A 16,388-nucleotide genomic window follows, 5' to 3' on the forward strand; every position below is an offset into this window, starting at 1 on the left:
ACTGTCACTCACCGCTATCACCCGCCCTGACATGCGAATCCGACCCATTGGCGCCGGCTTGTTCTGCGCTGCTGCGGTCGCCGAGCTCGAGGAGATCGGCCCCTATGGCCTCGAGGAACGCCTGATCGTGGCTGACCGCGACCACCGCGGAACCGTGTTCCAAGACATCGAGGAACATCTCCACCAACCCCGCCCACGTCAGCGCATCCTGACCGAAGGTCGGCTCATCGACGATGAGCACCCGGGGCCGGGGAGCCAGCATCGCCGCCACCGATAGGCGTCGCTTCTCCCCACCTGAGAGACTCTGCGGATGAGCCTGCGTCAAGCCGGTGAGCCCGAGTCCCTCAAGAAGTTCATCCACCCGAGCCTGCGACTCGGCGGCAGACCACCCGGCCAGTCGGGGACCCAGCTCGAGTTCGGTCGCCACGCTCGAGGTGAGGAACTGGTGCGCCGGTTCCTGGAAGACCATGCCGATGCGCGCCGCCAACTGCTTCGACGGCCAGGCGAAAGGCCGGGCCCGTTTGGCTCCTTCCCGCAGGGCCGCCTCGGCGCTGACCTGCCCGGAGAATTCGGGCAGCAGCCCCGCCAAGGTCAGGGCCGTCGTCGATTTGCCTGCCCCGTTCGCACCGACGATTCCGAGCGCCTGACCGGCACGCAGGCTCAGCTCCAGGCCGGCCGCGGTGGGGGCGGCCATGCGCGGTCGAGCAACGCTGAGCCGATGGGTGCGCAGCAGAACCTCGCCGAGGCGGCACGACGTTCCGCCGATTCGGTCGATCCCGCCTCGGCGCGGGGTGGGGGAGCGCCGCGGCATCCAGATTCCGCAGTCGATGAGCGTCTCGGTCAGGTCCGGATCGGAGAAGATCTGCGAGGGCGGACCTTGGGCGACGATTCCGTCACGGCCGAGCACGATGACCCGGTCGGCGTGATCGATCCACAGCTCCACCCGGTGTTCGACGACGAGCATGGTCGCCTGTGTCTCGGCCTGCACGGTGAGCACGGCATCGCGGACCTCGGCGGCCGAGGCGGGATCGATATTGGCCGTCGGTTCATCGAGGACGATGACCTCCGGGGCCATCGCATGGATCCCGGCCAGAGCCAGCCGCTGCTTCTGCCCGCCGGACAGAGCGGCACTCGGATGCTCCGGCGGCAAATCGAGCCCCATCGCCCGCAGAGATCTGGGAACCTGAGCCTTGATTGTCTCGGACGGGAGTCCGAGGTTCTCCATCCCGAACGCCACATCATCACCGATGCGGGAGAAGATCACCTGCGAATCGGGATCTTGGAGGACCAGCCCGGTGTTGCCTCGGCGAGGATCCGGTCTTTCGCCGCCGACGAGGAGTTCACCGGTGGCCTCACCCGATTCCTCGGGCAGGACACCGGCGACAGCGTGAAGGAACGTCGATTTGCCGGCCCCGGAGGCACCGAGCAGCAGCACCTTCTCTCCGGCCGTGATCTGCAGATCGAACGGTCCGACTGCCGGCCGGTCACGGTCGGTGTGTGTCCATGAGAAGCCGGCGGCCGTGATCGGCAGCGCCATCAGCGCAGTCGGCCTGAGGCGAAGGAGCTGAGCGCTCCGGTAGCCGCGATCGCCCGGTAGGCGAACCAGGCGCCGATCCCGGAGATGACGAGGCCGGAGACGATCGCGCAGACGGCGTAGATCGCCTGGAAGGCGAACTGCCATTCGGCGTTGTACATGATGTTCTCGCTCACTGCCATGAACGCAGCCGCCAGCATGCCCGAAGCGGCGGTTACCCACAGGGTGAAGCGCTTGTAGCCGAAGGCGGCGAAGACGAGTTCGGCACCGAGACCCTGCAGCAGACCCGAGAGCAGAACTGTCGCTCCGAAGTGGGAGCCGAGGACGGCTTCGACGATGGCGGCGATGAGTTCGCACAGGAGCGCGGCACCGGGTTTGCGGATGATGGCACCGGCGAGCGGACCGGCCAGCACCCAGAGTCCTGCGATGAGACCGATCGACGGCGGGAATGCCTGGAAGGCGAGTTCGAGGACCTTCCAGCTCAGCGCCAACACCCAGAACACAAGCCCCACGGCAATGCCGAGAACGGCGGTGGTGACATAGTCGACGACCCGCCACTGTTTGGATTTCGGCGCCGCGGTGAAGGCGCGTGAAGAGGTGGGGGTGGTGCTCGGCGTGGTGGTGTTCGGCATTGTGCCTCCTCATTTCAAGGAGGGGTGAAGAGTCTCGACTTCCTTCGGCGGTGCTAACCGCATCAGGTTCGAGGGTCTGCAGCTTCTTCTGCACTCTCAGCGCCCCTGACGGCGCTCCCCTGTCGTAGCCACCACTGTACAACAGGGGAGCGGAGCAGCGACCGGGATCCGTGGCGACGGGGAGGCCGGGGGCGGTCATCGAGGATTCACTTCCCGTTCCCATTCCCGTCGATGGGCCTCGAACAACCGGACACTACTGGTCAGTAGGAATGGGCGGGTGAATACGCATCGACTTAAGAGACCGCTCAGTGCCCTGTCCGCCGCTACCCTGCTCGCCGCTCTGGTGGCGGCCCCGGTTCCCGTGCGTGCCGAACCATCTCTCGGTTCCGGAGGGTCGACCGCGACCCAGGGCACGAATGCCGACTCTGCTCAGGCTCCCAGCCCGGACCGAACGGATTCGCCCGCCGAGGCGGATGCGGGGAGTGAGGCGATCACCGATCCCGTACTGCAGGTCGGGGCCGACTCCACGGCGCGCAATCTCTCGTGGATGAGCGAGAGTGCCGGCGGGGGAGAGGTCCGGTGGGCGCCGGCGAGTGAGCTCGACGGCGGAAAGCTCCCCGCCGATGCTGACAAGGCTGAGACCACGGACTCGGGCCTTGCCACCGACCTCAAGCGTCACTTCAACCATGCGAGCATGACCGACCTGAAACCTGGCACTGACTACGCCTACCAGGTCGGCAGCGAAGAGGACGGGTACACCGAGGTGGAGCAGTTCGCCACAGGATCTGCTGGAGGAGACGACGAATTCCTCGTCTTCGGCGACCCCCAGGTCGGCGCCGGAGGCGGGGATCCCGACGACGCTGCCGGTTGGGACCGGACCCTGTCTTCGGCAGCGGCCACCGCCGATGACCCGAGCTTCATCTACTCGCTGGGAGACCAGGTCAACTCCGCCGGCAACCAGGAGCAGTACGCTCAATACCTGGCACCGGAAGCGACCCGGACGATCCCGCAGGCAACGACGATCGGCAACCACGATGTGTCATCGAAAGCCTACGAACAGCACTTCAACCGCCCCAATGTCAGCCAGGATCACGGCGGTGGCGGCGTCATCACCTCCGGCGGCGACTACTGGTTCATCGAGGACGGGGTCCTGTTCCTCAACATCAACTCGAACAGCCCGGACATGGATGCCCACGCCGAGTTCATCGACGAGGTCGTCGCCGAGCACGGTGACCAGGCACGGTGGACGGTTCTCGGGTTCCATCACTCGATCTATTCGACGGCAACCCATTGGAGCGACCTCGATGTGAAGCGGCTGCGGAAGGCGATCCCTCCGGTCGCGGCCCGCAATGACATCGACCTCGTCGTCTCCGGCCACGACCACATCTATAACCGCACCTTCCTCATGGACGGCGAAGGCAAGCCCGTTGAGGGCTCCGAAGCAGGAGCCGAGGAAGAGAAAGAGGACGGGCAGACGCTCTACCTCACGCTGACCTCGTCATCTGGGTCGAAGTTCTATGACTACGTTCCCGGCCTCGGCTGGGAAGGCAAGAGCGTTCACAATGACGTGCCCGCCTTCACCCGAGTCCGGGTCAGCGACGAGGCGCTGCGGGCGACGACCTATGAGGTGCCGGCAGGTGGGGCACCGGCCGACGGTCAACGCGCGGAAGCGCAGGCCGTCTCCGAGCAGATCGACGATGTCGAACTCAGGCGCGCCGAGGCGGAAGAACCAGCCCCGGATGACGACGCGGAGGCCGACGCCGGTTCCGGAGCCGGCGCCGAAGCCGACGCCGCGGCGGATGGTTCGGACGCCGAATCAGACGCCGGTGCGGGGGCCGGGGCTGAAGCGGATGGCCCTGATGCCGGATCAGAGGCCGGCGCCGGAGTCGAAGCGGATGGCGCGGGAGAAGACGCAGACGCCGGCGCGGCGGGGGCCGGAGCCGACGGTTCGGAGAGCGATTCGGACGGTTCGGACGACGGTGCGGTATCGGCAGATACCGATGGCGGCACTAACGCAACCGGTTCGAATGCCGACGCTGATGCCGCAGGCGCCAACGACGACGGGAACGGAACAGACTCGGGGACAGCAGATGCCGGCACCGCCGACTCTGGCGCCGAGGCAAGCGGTACCGAGGCGAACGCCGCAGGAACGGGCGATGATTCGGATTCCTCCGGGACCGCCTCGGCCGGTGGGGGCGGAGACCTGCCCCGCACCGGCGGTGGGTTCGCACTGCCCTTGGCTGTCGGCGCGGGGGCGCTGGCACTCGGCGCGACGCTCCTCGTTGTGAGCCGTCGCCGCCGAGGTGCCGGGCTCAGCTGATCAGCACAGCCTTGCTGATCAGCACGGCGCCGCCGATCAGCTCGGAACCACCATGACCGGGCCTTCGGCATGGTTGAGGACTCCACGCGAGACGGATCCCAGCAGAGCGCTGCGGATCCTTCCGCGCCCACGGGTTCCCATCACCGTGAGCTGTGCGCGCGAGGTGATCTCGACGAGGGTCTCAGTCGGATCGCCGACCGGCACCGAGGTGGTCACCGTCAGATCTGGGAACTGTTCCGACAGCGTCGCGGCTTCCTTCTCAAGTGATTCGGTCAGCTGCCGCTGCCGGCGCGCGGTGACCTCGGAGCTGAGTTCGAGGTCGGGGTACCAGTAGAGCCATTCCTCTCCGGCTGGAAGCACGGCGATGACCTCGAGAGGAGCCCTGCGCACTGCGGCCTCGGCGGCGGCAGTGACCATCGCGACCCGAGCGGGCTCCGAGCCGTCGACGGCCACGGCCACCGGTCCATGCGACTCAGACGACGTGGCGTGGTGAGGGATGACGATCGTCGGACAGTGGGCGTGAGCTGGCACAGCGGTTGACACCGAACCGAGGGCCCGGCCCACGAATCCGCCGCGACCGCGCGCACCGACGATGATGATCTCGGCATCGGCACTCAACGTGGTGATGACCCCCGCGGCATCGCCCGGAGCAGTGCGGAAGCTCTTCTCCCCGGGATGGTCACGGACGAGCTCGACCGCCTCCGCGAGGGTCTTCTCCGCTTGCTTCCTCGCCTTCTCGTCTTCCGGCTCGCTGGGAATCGACGCCATGTTCGGATAGATCATCGTCGGCAACGGATAGGCGGTCACGACGGTCAGTGCGGTCTTCCGGCGGGCGGCCTCCGCAGCGCCGAAGCGTACTGCGAGTGCCGCGAGTTCGGAGCCGTCGAAGCCGACGAGGACGCCGAACTCCCGATCGCGACCGGACTCGGACGCTTTGCGTCCGGCCGATCGTGCTTCGGCGGTGGTGGACTCGGGCATGGGGGACTGAGCAGACATCTCGCACCTCTCGATCGGGGCCTGTCCAACCCAGACGCCGACGACGGCCCCGACTGGCGGTATCGTCCGCGTCGCTTTCAGTCTACCAAGACTGTTCTACAACTTGTAGAAAAAACGTGGGGTGAGAGGGTTCGTCTCACCTGGGCGTGCATCTGGCTCAGACGCGGAAGCCCAGATGGGCCAGTGCGATGCGCAGGATATGGTCCTGGCCGTAGCAGAGCTCGCCGACGATATCGGTACGCAGGGTCTCCTCGGGGGTCAGCCAATCGAGGCTGAGGGCATCGGCCCGCGGGGTGCATTCGCCGCGGACCTCCATGACGAAGCACATGGCGATCGCATGCTGGCGCGGATCATGGAGGAGAGCCGAACCCTCGGTGGGGAAGTACTCGGCGATGTGGAACGGGCTGATCGCAGGCGGAATGACCGGCAGCGCCATCGGGCCGAGGTCGTTCTCGGCGTGACGCACCAGTGCGGTGCGGATGGTCTCGTGGAAGCGGATCCGCCCGCCCACGACCTCCCGTCCGAGGGTGCCGTCCTCGAGGCTGCGCAGCAGCAGGCCGATGCGTTCGACATTGCCGGTCTCGCCCACCCGCACCGGAATGGCGTTGACGTAGGGGATCGGCATGCGTCTGCGCAGGCGAGCGTATTCCGCGTCGTCGAACCAGTTCTCGTCGAAGTCCAGGGCAGTCCGAGTCATGACCCAATATTCCCACAACCATCCCTCGCGGCAGAAGACCATGAAGGCCCTGTTGGTGAACTGGGACACGCTTCGGGTAAAATATCTTGATGTCGAGATAAATTTCCGACCATGCACCATCACGAGAAGTGACGTGGCCTACAGTTGTGTCAGCACTATGTGACCATTTCCGGTCAAGGACTATGAAGGGGTATCCATGATCAATCATGAAGTCCGCACCTACAAGAGCTCAGAGAACCTGGCTCGCGAAGATCAGCTCGCATGGAAGATCGCCGAGGTCGCATCCGACCCGACGCCCGTCGACTCCGATGTCACCGAGATGGTCATCAACCGCGTCATCGACAACGCTGCCGTGGCTGCAGCTTCCGTGCGCCGCTCCGCTCCGACCCACGCACGCGAGCAGGCTCAGACCCACCCGTTCAACCCCGGTGCCAACATCTTCGGCCTGCCGGTGAGTGACCGCTTCTCACCCGAATGGGCCGCTTGGGCCAACGGCGTGGCAGTGCGCGAACTCGACTTCCACGACACCTTCCTCGCCGCAGAGTACTCACACCCCGGTGACAACATCCCGGCCGTGCTCGCAGTCGCCCAGCACAAGGGCATCGGCGGCAAGGACCTCATCAACGGCATCGCCACCGGCTACGAGATCCAGGTCGACCTCGTCAAGGGAATGTGCCTGCACGAGCACAAGATCGACCACGTCGCCCACCTCGGCCCCTCGGCCGCAGCCGGCATCGGTTCCCTGCTCCACCTGCCCACGGAGATCACCTTCCAGGCTGTTCAGCAGGCCCTGCACGTGACCACCGCGACCCGCCAGTCGCGCAAGGGCGAGATCTCGTCCTGGAAGGCCCACGCTCCTGCCTTCGCCGGCAAGATGGCCGTCGAGGCTGTCGACCGTGCGATGCGCGGCGAGGGCGCACCGAACCCGATCTACGAAGGTGAAGACGGCTTCATCGCCTGGATCCTCTCAGGCCCCGAAGCCCGCTACACCATCCCGCTGCCGGGCAAGGGCGAAGCCAAGCGCGCGATCCTCGACACCTACACCAAGGAGCACTCGGCCGAGTACCAGGCCCAGGCGCTCATCGACCTCGCCCGCAAGCTCGGCGGACAGATCGAGGACCTGTCGAAGATCAAGCGCATCGTCATCCACACCTCGCACCACACCCACTACGTCATCGGCACCGGTGCAAACGATCCGCAGAAGATGGATCCCAAGGCCAGCCGTGAGACCCTCGACCACTCGATCATGTATATCTTCGCGGTGGCCATGCAGGACCAGGGCTGGCACCACGAGCACTCGTACGCTCCCGAGCGCGCCGGTCGTCCCGACACCGTCGAACTGTGGCACAAGATCGAGACCACCGAGGATCCCGAGTGGACCCGCCGTTACCACTCGATCGACCCGAACGAGAAGGCCTTCGGCGGACGCGTGGAGATCGAATTCGAGGACGGCTCGACGCTGGTCGACGAGATCGCCGTCGCCGACGCTCACCCCTTCGGCGCCCGTCCCTTCGCCCGTGCGAACTACATCGAGAAGTTCAAGACCCTGGCCGAGGGCATCGTCTCCGACTCGGAGCAGGCTCGCTTCATCGATCTGGCCGAGAACCTCGAGAGCCTCGACGCCAAGGGCGTCGGCGAACTCAGCTTCGTCGTCGACGGACTCGAGCACAGCGGATCGAAGGGCATCTTCTGATGCTCGGCGCACAGGCAACCCCCGCCGAGCGCCGCGCCAAGTTCCGCGAGCTGCTCGCGGGCGATGACATCGTCCAGTTCCCCGGCGCCATCAACCCGATCAACGCTCAGATCATCGAGCAGACCGGTTTCGAAGGCGTCTACATCTCCGGCGGTGCGTTCTCCGCGGCCATGGGTCTGCCCGACATCGGGCTGACCACCCTCACCGAGGTGGCCGACCACGGACGCAATATCGCCCGGGTGACGAACCTGCCGACCTTCATCGACGCCGACACCGGATGGGGCGAGGCTATGAATGTGGCCCGCACCGTCCAGGAGTTCGAGGATGCCGGAATCTCGGGCATGCACCTGGAGGACCAGGTCAACCCGAAGCGCTGCGGCCACCTCGACGGCAAGGAGGTCGTGACCGCGGCCGAGATGTCCAAGCGCATCAAGGCCGCCGTCAAGGGACGCCGGGATGAGAACTTCGTCATCTGCGCCCGCACGGATGCCCGTGCAGGAGAGGGCCTCGACGCCGCGATCGACCGGGCCAAGGCCTATGCCGACGCGGGAGCGGACATGATCTTCCCCGAGGCGATGCGCGACCTCGGCGAGTTCGAGAAGTTCGCCTCGTCCGTCGATGTGCCGATCCTGGCGAATATGACGGAATTCGGAAAGAGCGAACTGTTCACCACTGAGCAGTTGGCGAATGTCGGAGTCAAACTTGTGATCTACCCGGTCACGACTCTGCGCATCGCCATGGGTGCGATCAAATCGGGCCTGCAGACCATTCGGGACAAGGGCACTCAGGTGGACCTGCTCGAGGGCATGCAGACCCGTGCGGACCTGTACGACACGATCGACTACTCGGCGTACAACGAATTCGACGCCGCAGTTTTCAACTTCTCACAGGAGGGTCACCAGTGACCGAAGAAATCAAGAAGGGCCTTGCCGGTGTCGTGGTCGACACCACCGCCGTGTCCAAAGTGGTCCAGGAGACCAACTCGCTGACCTACCGCGGCTACCCCGTGCAGGAACTGGCCGCCAAGCGCAGCTTCGAGGACGTCGCCTACCTCATCTGGAACGGCGAACTGCCCACCGAGGCGCAGCTGGCCGAGTTCCAGGAACGCGAACGCTCCCAGCGTGCCATTGATGACAAGCTCGTCGACCTCATCCTCGGCCTGCCCAAGGACTGCCACCCGATGCACGTCGTGCAGACGGCCGTGGCCTACCTGGGTGCCGTCGACCCCGAGGCCGACACCGAAGGTGCCGAGGCGAACCTCGCGAAGGCTGAGCGCCTCTACGCCCAGCTGCCGACGATCGTGGCCATCGACCACCGTCGCCGCCACGGACTCGACCCCGTCGCCCCGACGAAGGACCTCGGCTACGCCGCGAACTTCTTCAAGATGGTCTTCGACGAGGTTCCCGCCGACGAAGTCGTGCGCTGCTTCGACGTGTCGATGATCCTCTACGCCGAGCACTCGTTCAACGCCTCGACCTTCACCGGTCGTGTCATCACCTCGACGACCTCGGACCTGTACTCCGCTGTCGCCGGTGCCGTCGGCGCCCTCAAGGGCCCCCTGCACGGCGGTGCGAACGAAGCCGTCATGGCGATGCTCGAAGAGGTCGGCACCGCCGACAAGGCTTCGGCCTGGATCGACGAAGCACTGGCCAAGAAGGCGAAGATCATGGGCTTCGGCCACCGTGTGTACAAGAACGGCGACTCGCGCGTTCCCACCATGCGCAAGGCCTTCGAAGACATGGTCGCCGTCAAGGGTGCGAAGGATCTGCTCGATCTGTACAACACCTTCGAAGAGGACTTCGTCGGGCGCAAGGGCATCTACCCGAACCTCGACTACCCCTCGGGCCCGGCCTACCACCTCATGGGCTTCGACACCGAGCAGTTCACCCCGATCTTCGTGATGGCACGCATCACCGGCTGGACCGCTCATATCTTCGAACAGCAGGCGAACAACGCTCTCATCCGTCCCTTGAGCGCCTACGACGGTGAGGACCAGCGCGAGGTCCCCGACAACCGGGGCTGAAGCGTTCGAAAGGCAGAACACATATGAGACCTGACGGTTCCTACCGTCCGGTCGATCTCGAGGGTTTCGACTTCACCGTCACCGGTGGGGTCGGAACCCTCGTCATTGATCGGACCGAAAAGCGCAATGCCATCTCCCGCCCGATGTGGCGGGCCATTCCGGAGATCATCGCCGGTGTCGATGCCGATGATTCCATCGACGCACTCGTGATCACCGGGGCGGGCGGACATTTCTCCGCCGGTTCGGACATCGCCGACCTCAATGTTCCCCTCGATGATTTCTGGGAGCTCAATTCCACCGCCGAGGCGGCCCTGGCCGGATCCCGGACACCGACGATCGCGGCCATCACCGGAAACTGTGTGGGCGGGGGAACGGAGATCGCCGCAGCCTGCGATATCCGCATCGCCGCACCCGGTTCGATCTTCGGCGTCACCGCCGCCAAACTCGGCCTCGTCTATCCGGCCGGACCCACGCAGCGCTTAGCGCAGATCCTCGGCGATGCCTGGGCACGCTACCTGCTCATCACGGCCTCGATCGTGAAGTTCGAGAAGATGGCCGAGCTCGGGTTCTTCCACGAGATCTCCGAGACCCCGTTGGACGCCGCCCAGGCTTTGGGGGAGCGGATCGTCGGGCTCTCCCGCCTCAGCCAGGTGGGAGCCAAGGCCGTCCTCGACGGCGAACTGACCGACAGCACAGCGCCGCCTCGGTGGCTTGATGATGCCTACCGGCAAGAGATCACCCGAGGTCAGGAAGCGTTCTTCGCCAAGGAACCGCCGGACTTCGGCTTCACCAAAACTGCCTGGCAGGCCGGTTCCGAAGTCCGTGGGCACGGAGTCCCACGGAGAGGATAAACTGAGCGAATGCGCCTAGCAGTCCTCGATATCGGCTCCAACAGCGTCCACCTCCTGGTCGTCGACGCCCACGTCGGAGCACCGCCCCTGCCGGCCACCTCGCACAAAGAGGTGCTCCGGCTGGCTGAGTATCTCAGCGATGACGGAATGATCGACGCCGAAGGTCAGGAGCGACTGCGGTCCTTCATCGCCGAGGCTGTCGAAATCGCCGAAGACCAGGGCGCGGAGCAGATCCTCGCCTTCGCTACCTCAGCGGTCAGAGAAGCCCCGAACGGAGTCGAGCTCATCGACTCGATCAACGCTCAGCTCGGGGTCACCCTCAACGTGATGAGCGGCCGCGACGAAGCCCGGGTGACCTTCCTCGCCGCCCGCCGCTGGTTTGGCTGGTCGGCCGGAAAGATCCTGCTGCTCGACATCGGCGGCGGCTCGCTTGAGATCGCGGCGGGTCAGGACGAATACCCGCTGGCGGCCGTGTCGATTCCCCTCGGCGCCGGACGCACCTATTCCGAGTTCCTCCCGGACCCGATGCCCACCGAAGAGGACATCCACCGCCTGCGCAAACATGCCCGGGCGCAGATCGGACGCATCGCCGGCGATATCAACAGGGTCGGAGTGCCCGACCAGGTCGTCGGTTCGTCGAAGACCTTCCGCTCCCTGGCGCGCATCGCCGGTGCCGCTCCGAGCGGCGACGGAATCTATGCTCCCAGGAAGCTCTTCCGCCGCGACCTCGAAGGCATCATCGACACCCTCGCATCCCGCACCCCCGAAGAGCGGGCGACCCTGCCCGGCGTCTCCGAGGCGCGTGCCGGTCAGGTGCTGGCCGGAGCGATCGTCGCCGAGGCGGCCTTCACGATCTTCGACATCGGCGTGATGAACATCTCCCCATGGGCGCTGCGCGAAGGCATCATCATGCGCAAACTCGACCTCCTCGACTCTGCCGAGCAGTCCTCGGCGATGCGCGTGGAGACCGTCTCCGCCCTCGACTGAGCCGCCCTCACGGACCTCGCAACGGCTGCCCGTCACGCCGCGCTTCGGCCGCCGATCTCAGCAGGCTTTCGCTACCGGTCGGTATCGCCGTTCAGAATAGCCTGCTAGTTTTTGATTATTCGCCGCAGTGCGCCCTCGGCATCAACCGCTGGGGTGATAATGGTGAATGACAACAACGTCTGAAAGAAAGCGCGCTTCTGCCGATGCGAAATGGTGAGCTGTCCCCGAACTTCCGTGACCAGGCACTCGAGACACTGAAGAAGACGAGTGCGGCCGACCCGCTCGACGTCTTCGTCGTCGGCGGGGGAGTGACCGGAGCCGGGTCCGCCTTCGACGCAGCCACCCGCGGACTCAAAGTCGGAGTCGTCGACGCAAAGGACTGGGCGTCAGGCACCTCCTCGCGGTCGTCGAAGCTCATGCACGGCGGACTGCGCTACCTCGAGATGCTCGACTTCAAACTCGTGGCCGAAGCGCTCAAGGAACGCGATCTGCTGCTCCAGCACACGGCTCCCCACCTCGTCGAACCCGTCGCTTTCGTCTTCCCCTTCGAACACCGCCTCATCGACCGTGCCTTCATCGGCTCCGGAGTCCTTCTCTACGACACGATGGCCACCCGACCGGGGCGCAAACGGGCCGTGCCGATGCACCGCCACCTCGGCAAGAAGGCCCTGAGCTCGCACTTCCCGGGCTTGGCCGACGAGGCAGCCGTCGGAGCTCTCGAATATTATGACGCGAAGGTCGACGACGCCCGCTTCGTCATGACGCTCGTCCGTTCGGCCGTGAGCTACGGTGCGGCAGCGGCCAACCACGTCTCCGTCATCGGCTACCTCCACGACGGCGACCAGGTCACCGGCGTGCACGCCCGCGATGAGATCAGCGGCGAAGAATTCGATATCCACGCCCGCCGCACGATCCTCGCGGGAGGGGTCTGGACCGAAGAGCAGCAGGATCTGGCGAAGACCGATGCCGGGCTCAAGGTGCTCGCCTCCAAGGGCGTGCACATCACTGTGCCCGAGGACAAGATCAAGGCCGACCCGAACACCGGAATCATCTCGAAGACGGAGAAGTCCGTCCTCTTCGTCATCCCTTGGGAAGGCTACTGGGTCATCGGCACCACCGACACCCCGTGGAACGAAGACGTCGACGCCCCGGTGGCGACCTCGCAGGACATCGACTACCTGCTCGAACACGCCAACGCCATCCTCGCCGACAAACTCACCCGTGACGACGTCATCGGCGTCTACTCCGGACTGCGGCCGCTGCTCCAGCCGGTGGCCAAAGAGGGGCAGGCGTCGACGAAGGTCTCCCGCGAACACACCGTCATGGAGGTCGAGCCCGCACTGGCTGCGATCGCCGGAGGCAAGTTCACGACCTACCGGGTGATGGCAGAAGACGCCGTCGACTTCGCCCTCGGCGACGATGCTAAGGACCGCCGGTCGCTCACCGAATCCGTGCCGCTGCTCGGAGCCCACGGCGTGGGTGCGCTGCGTCGCGGACTGTCCGGAATCGCGGAGAAGTACGGATGGGACGAAGACCGCGTGCGACGACTCATTCGCCGCTACGGCACGCTCATCGAGGACCTGCTCGACCTCGTCGATGAGGACCCCGAACTCGGTCAGCCGCTGGACGGAGCCGGTCGCTATCTGCGCGTCGAAGCCCACTACGCAGCGGCCGCGGAGGGAGCCGTCCACCTCGACGACATCCTCGAGCGGCGAATGCGGCTGAACTACGAAGCCCGGGATCGGGGGAAGAGCGCCGCCGAGGCGGTCGCCGCCATCGTCGCTCCCATCCTCGGCTGGGATGACGCTCGGCGCGCTCAGGAGATCACGGATTTCCATGCTCACGTCGATGCCCAGGTCGCGGCCGAGTCCACCGAGGACGACGCCTCGGCGGCGGCTCTGGTCGGTGCGACTCTGCGCTGAAACCTGTACAGGGCAGTGCGGACCACAGCCGATCTGTCACCACTGACCGGCCCGGAGTCTCCTCCGGGCCGACCACCAACCGGAAACCCACCGGAAGACAAACAATAGGAGTTAGTGGAATATGGGCACTATCTTCCTCTACGAGATCGCCGGTACGGCGACGCTCATTCTGCTCGGCGTCGGCGTCGTCGCCAACGTCGTCCTCGGCAAAACCAAAGGCAACGGCGGCGGCTGGCTGCTGATCTCCTTCGGCTGGGGCCTCGGCGTCTTCGCCGGTGTCTACGTCGCCTTCAAGACCGGGGCGCACCTCAACCCGGCCGTGACCTTCGGCATCCTCGCCAGCGGGGCGAGCGAATACGCCGACGGCATCCCCGTCAACTTCGCCAATACCGTGGCCTACCTGGCCGCCGAACTCATCGGTGCGATGATCGGTGCCCTGCTGGCATGGGCCGTGTACAAGAAGCACTACGACGAGGAGAAGGACGCCGGAAACATCCTCGGCACCTTCTCGACCGGGCCGGAGATCCGCTCCTACGGCTGGAACTTCGTCACCGAAGTCGTGGCCACTTTCGTGCTCGTCATCGTCATCCTCCTGTTCGGTGGAACACCGGACAGGCTCGGACCGCTGGCAGTCGCACTGATCGTCGTCGCCATCGGCGCCTCCTTGGGCGGACCGACCGGCTACGCCATCAACCCCGCACGTGACCTCGGTCCGCGCATCGTCCATGCGCTGCTACCGATCCCGAACAAGGGCGGCTCGGATTGGGCCTATTCGTGGGTGCCGATCGCCGGGCCTCTCGTCGGCGCGGTGCTTGCCGGCCTGGCCTCACAGGCGTTCGTCTGAGTAGGGTCACAGTTAACCGAGTTCGATCACAGCCAACCACTTCGACACAGGAGTCAGAATGAGTCAGGAAAAGTTCATCCTCGCCATCGACCAGGGCACCACCTCGTCGCGGGCGATCGTCTTCAACCATGACGGGCAGATCGTGTCGTCCGGCCAGCTCGAGCACGAACAGATCTTCCCTCGCGCCGGCTGGGTCGAGCACGATCCGATCGAGATCATCAAGAACACCAACGAGGCGATCGGTCAGGCCCTGGCTCGGGCGAACATCAATCGCCACCAGCTCGAGGGCGTGGGCATCACCAACCAGCGTGAGACCACCGTCATCTGGAACAAGAACACCGGCGAACCCGTCTACAACGCCATCGTGTGGCAGGACGCGCGCACCCAGAAGGTCTGCGATGAGCTTGCCGGGGACGAAGGACCGGATAAGTACAAGGACCGGGTGGGACTGCCTCTGGCGACCTACTTCGCCGGTCCGAAGGCAAAGTGGATCTTCGACAACGTCGACGGGGTCAAGGACGCCGCCGCGGCCGGGGACCTGCTCTTCGGCACCATGGACACCTGGGTGATCTGGAACCTCACCGGCGGGGTCAACGGCGGAATCCACGTCACCGACGTCACGAACGCCTCGCGGACGATGCTGATGAACATCGACACCCTCGACTGGAACCCCGAAATCGCGGCAGATATGGGCATCCCCGTCGAGATGCTGCCCGAGATCAAATCCTGCTCCGAGATCTACGGCTACGGGGCGAAGAACGGGCTCATCATCGACACCCCGATCTGTGGCATCCTCGGTGATCAGCAGGCGGCGACCTTCGGTCAGGCCTGCTTCGAGAAGGGGCAGGCGAAGAACACCTACGGTACCGGCAACTTCATGCTCATCAACACCGGCAATGAGCCGGTGGCCAGCAAGAACGGCCTGCTCACCACGGTCGCGTACAAGATCGGCGAGGACGAAGCCGTCTACGCACTCGAGGGATCGGTGGCCGTGACCGGTTCGCTCGTGCAGTGGCTGCGCGACAACTTCGGCATCATCAAGGACGCCCCCGAGGTCGAGACCCTGGCCAAACAGGTCGAGGACAACGGCGGCTGCTATATCGTGCCGGCGTTCTCCGGACTCTTCGCCCCGCACTGGGAATCCGATGCCCGCGGCGTGATGGTGGGTCTGACACGGTATGTGAACAAGAACCACATCGCTCGGGCAGCTCTGGAATCCGTGGCGTTCCAGTCGCGCGAGGTCCTCGACTCGATGAACCTCGACTCCGGTGTCGAACTCACCGAGCTCAAGGTCGATGGAGGCATGGTCGCCAACGAGACGCTCATGCAGTTCCAGGCCGACCTCCTCGGCGTGCCCGTCATCCGTCCCGAGGTTATCGAGACCACGGCACTGGGCGCGGCCTATGCGGCGGGCATCGCCGTGAAGTTCTGGAACGGTGAGGACGACGTGAAGGGCAACTGGCGCGAGGACAAGCGCTGGAACCCGTCGATGGACGACGAGACGGTGGACCGCCTCTACCGCCTCTGGAACAAGGCGGTGGAGAAGTCGAAGAAATGGGTCGACGACGACACCGAAGCCCTCTACGCCTGAATTACTACCTGACGGCGGCCCAGCAACCTCGCGCGAGGTTGCTGGGCCGCCGTCAGGATCCTTCTATGTCTGTCAAGCGGCTTGGCCGATCGGTTTCGTGGCCTCGAGAATCCGATACACAGAACGAGCGACGTGACGCTTCATACACCGGATCGTTTCCTTCTTCGTCTTCCCCTCACCAAGCCGTTTCGCCATATATTCCTGGGACCGCTGATGGTGAGATAGCCGCGTGATAGCCACCATGTACAACGCAGAATTCAACCTACGATCACCACTGCGATTCAGCCTGAACCTGACC

14 protein-coding genes and 1 riboswitch are annotated in these 16,388 nt (G+C 65.2%); of the genes, 9 read left to right on the forward strand and 5 right to left on the reverse strand.

The window, feature by feature from the left end; genetic code table 11:
• Window positions 1-4 precede the first annotated feature (4 nt).
• Window positions 5-1,537 (reverse strand): ABC transporter ATP-binding protein, encoded by a 1,533-nt coding sequence (locus tag BI49514_RS07955; protein ID WP_101545865.1) that lies wholly within the window; start codon window positions 1,535-1,537, stop codon window positions 5-7.
• A complete protein-coding gene (locus BI49514_RS07960) occupies window positions 1,537-2,166 on the reverse strand; it encodes an ECF transporter S component (RefSeq protein WP_101545867.1) in 630 nt (209 codons plus the stop codon). Before BI49514_RS07960 ends, BI49514_RS07955 begins: the two co-directional genes overlap by 1 nt.
• Before the next feature lie 22 nt (window positions 2,167-2,188).
• A riboswitch (TPP riboswitch) is annotated at window positions 2,189-2,297 on the reverse strand.
• A 146-nt stretch (window positions 2,298-2,443) separates the two neighbouring features.
• Here BI49514_RS07960 and BI49514_RS16305 point away from each other — a divergent pair.
• Entirely contained in the window at window positions 2,444-4,486 is a 2,043-nt protein-coding gene (locus BI49514_RS16305) for a purple acid phosphatase family protein (protein WP_145996191.1), read from the forward strand.
• Window positions 4,487-4,522: 36 nt separating this feature from the next.
• On the opposite strand, the gene BI49514_RS07970 is transcribed toward BI49514_RS16305, so the two are convergent.
• Entirely contained in the window at window positions 4,523-5,482 is a 960-nt protein-coding gene (locus BI49514_RS07970) for a universal stress protein (protein WP_244195032.1), read from the reverse strand.
• A gap of 157 nt (window positions 5,483-5,639) precedes the next feature.
• Window positions 5,640-6,179: a DUF4916 domain-containing protein gene (locus BI49514_RS07975; RefSeq protein ID WP_101545899.1), complete on the reverse strand. Its 540-nt coding sequence runs from the start codon at window positions 6,177-6,179 to the stop codon at window positions 5,640-5,642.
• Window positions 6,180-6,375: 196 nt separating this feature from the next.
• On the opposite strand from BI49514_RS07975, the gene BI49514_RS07980 reads away from it, so the two are divergent.
• From BI49514_RS07980 to glpK, 8 genes are all read left to right on the forward strand, one after another.
• Window positions 6,376-7,872: an MmgE/PrpD family protein gene (locus tag BI49514_RS07980; RefSeq protein ID WP_101545871.1), complete on the forward strand. Its 1,497-nt coding sequence runs from the start codon at window positions 6,376-6,378 to the stop codon at window positions 7,870-7,872.
• Window positions 7,872-8,777, forward strand: a complete 906-nt coding sequence (gene prpB, locus BI49514_RS07985) for a methylisocitrate lyase (protein WP_101545873.1) — start codon at window positions 7,872-7,874, stop codon at window positions 8,775-8,777. The genes BI49514_RS07980 and prpB overlap by 1 nt, the downstream gene beginning before the upstream one ends.
• Window positions 8,774-9,895 (forward strand): bifunctional 2-methylcitrate synthase/citrate synthase, encoded by a 1,122-nt coding sequence (locus BI49514_RS07990; RefSeq protein WP_101545875.1) that lies wholly within the window; start codon window positions 8,774-8,776, stop codon window positions 9,893-9,895. The genes prpB and BI49514_RS07990 overlap by 4 nt, the downstream gene beginning before the upstream one ends.
• Window positions 9,896-9,918: 23 nt before the next feature.
• Window positions 9,919-10,746 (forward strand): enoyl-CoA hydratase/isomerase family protein, encoded by an 828-nt coding sequence (locus BI49514_RS07995; RefSeq protein WP_101545876.1) that lies wholly within the window; start codon window positions 9,919-9,921, stop codon window positions 10,744-10,746.
• A gap of 9 nt (window positions 10,747-10,755) precedes the next feature.
• On the forward strand, window positions 10,756-11,733 hold the full coding sequence (locus BI49514_RS08000) for a Ppx/GppA phosphatase family protein (RefSeq protein WP_101545878.1): 978 nt from the start codon (window positions 10,756-10,758) through the stop codon (window positions 11,731-11,733).
• A 203-nt stretch (window positions 11,734-11,936) separates the two neighbouring features.
• Window positions 11,937-13,655, forward strand: a complete 1,719-nt coding sequence (locus BI49514_RS08005) for a glycerol-3-phosphate dehydrogenase/oxidase (RefSeq protein ID WP_101545880.1) — start codon at window positions 11,937-11,939, stop codon at window positions 13,653-13,655.
• A 121-nt stretch (window positions 13,656-13,776) separates the two neighbouring features.
• Entirely contained in the window at window positions 13,777-14,499 is a 723-nt protein-coding gene (locus BI49514_RS08010; protein WP_101545882.1) for an MIP/aquaporin family protein, read from the forward strand.
• A gap of 58 nt (window positions 14,500-14,557) precedes the next feature.
• Entirely contained in the window at window positions 14,558-16,090 is a 1,533-nt protein-coding gene (glpK, locus tag BI49514_RS08015; RefSeq protein WP_101545883.1) for a glycerol kinase GlpK, read from the forward strand.
• Window positions 16,091-16,162: 72 nt separating this feature from the next.
• Here the strand turns inward: glpK and BI49514_RS16900 are convergent, their stop codons facing one another.
• A complete protein-coding gene (locus tag BI49514_RS16900; protein WP_420836297.1) occupies window positions 16,163-16,375 on the reverse strand; it encodes a hypothetical protein in 213 nt (70 codons plus the stop codon).
• Window positions 16,376-16,388 lie beyond the last annotated feature (13 nt).

This window comes from Brevibacterium iodinum ATCC 49514 (assembly GCF_900169265.1).
In the GTDB taxonomy this organism is placed as follows: domain Bacteria; phylum Actinomycetota; class Actinomycetes; order Actinomycetales; family Brevibacteriaceae; genus Brevibacterium; species Brevibacterium iodinum.

Bases quoted from the DNA above. Each gene is read 5' to 3' on its own strand.
- BI49514_RS07960 (WP_101545867.1), bottom strand. From the start codon at position 2,166: ATGCCGAACACCACCACGCCGAGCACCACCCCCACCTCTTCACGCGCC.
- glpK (WP_101545883.1), top strand. From the start codon at position 14,558: ATGAGTCAGGAAAAGTTCATCCTCGCCATCGACCAGGGCACCACCTCG.
- BI49514_RS08005 (WP_101545880.1), top strand. From the start codon at position 11,937: ATGCGAAATGGTGAGCTGTCCCCGAACTTCCGTGACCAGGCACTCGAG.
- prpB (WP_101545873.1), top strand. From the start codon at position 7,872: ATGCTCGGCGCACAGGCAACCCCCGCCGAGCGCCGCGCCAAGTTCCGC.
- BI49514_RS08010 (WP_101545882.1), top strand. From the start codon at position 13,777: ATGGGCACTATCTTCCTCTACGAGATCGCCGGTACGGCGACGCTCATT.
- BI49514_RS07975 (WP_101545899.1), bottom strand. From the start codon at position 6,179: ATGACTCGGACTGCCCTGGACTTCGACGAGAACTGGTTCGACGACGCG.
- BI49514_RS07955 (WP_101545865.1), bottom strand. From the start codon at position 1,537: ATGGCGCTGCCGATCACGGCCGCCGGCTTCTCATGGACACACACCGAC.
- BI49514_RS08000 (WP_101545878.1), top strand. From the start codon at position 10,756: ATGCGCCTAGCAGTCCTCGATATCGGCTCCAACAGCGTCCACCTCCTG.
- BI49514_RS07970 (WP_244195032.1), bottom strand. From the start codon at position 5,482: ATGTCTGCTCAGTCCCCCATGCCCGAGTCCACCACCGCCGAAGCACGA.
- BI49514_RS07995 (WP_101545876.1), top strand. From the start codon at position 9,919: ATGAGACCTGACGGTTCCTACCGTCCGGTCGATCTCGAGGGTTTCGAC.
- BI49514_RS07980 (WP_101545871.1), top strand. From the start codon at position 6,376: ATGATCAATCATGAAGTCCGCACCTACAAGAGCTCAGAGAACCTGGCT.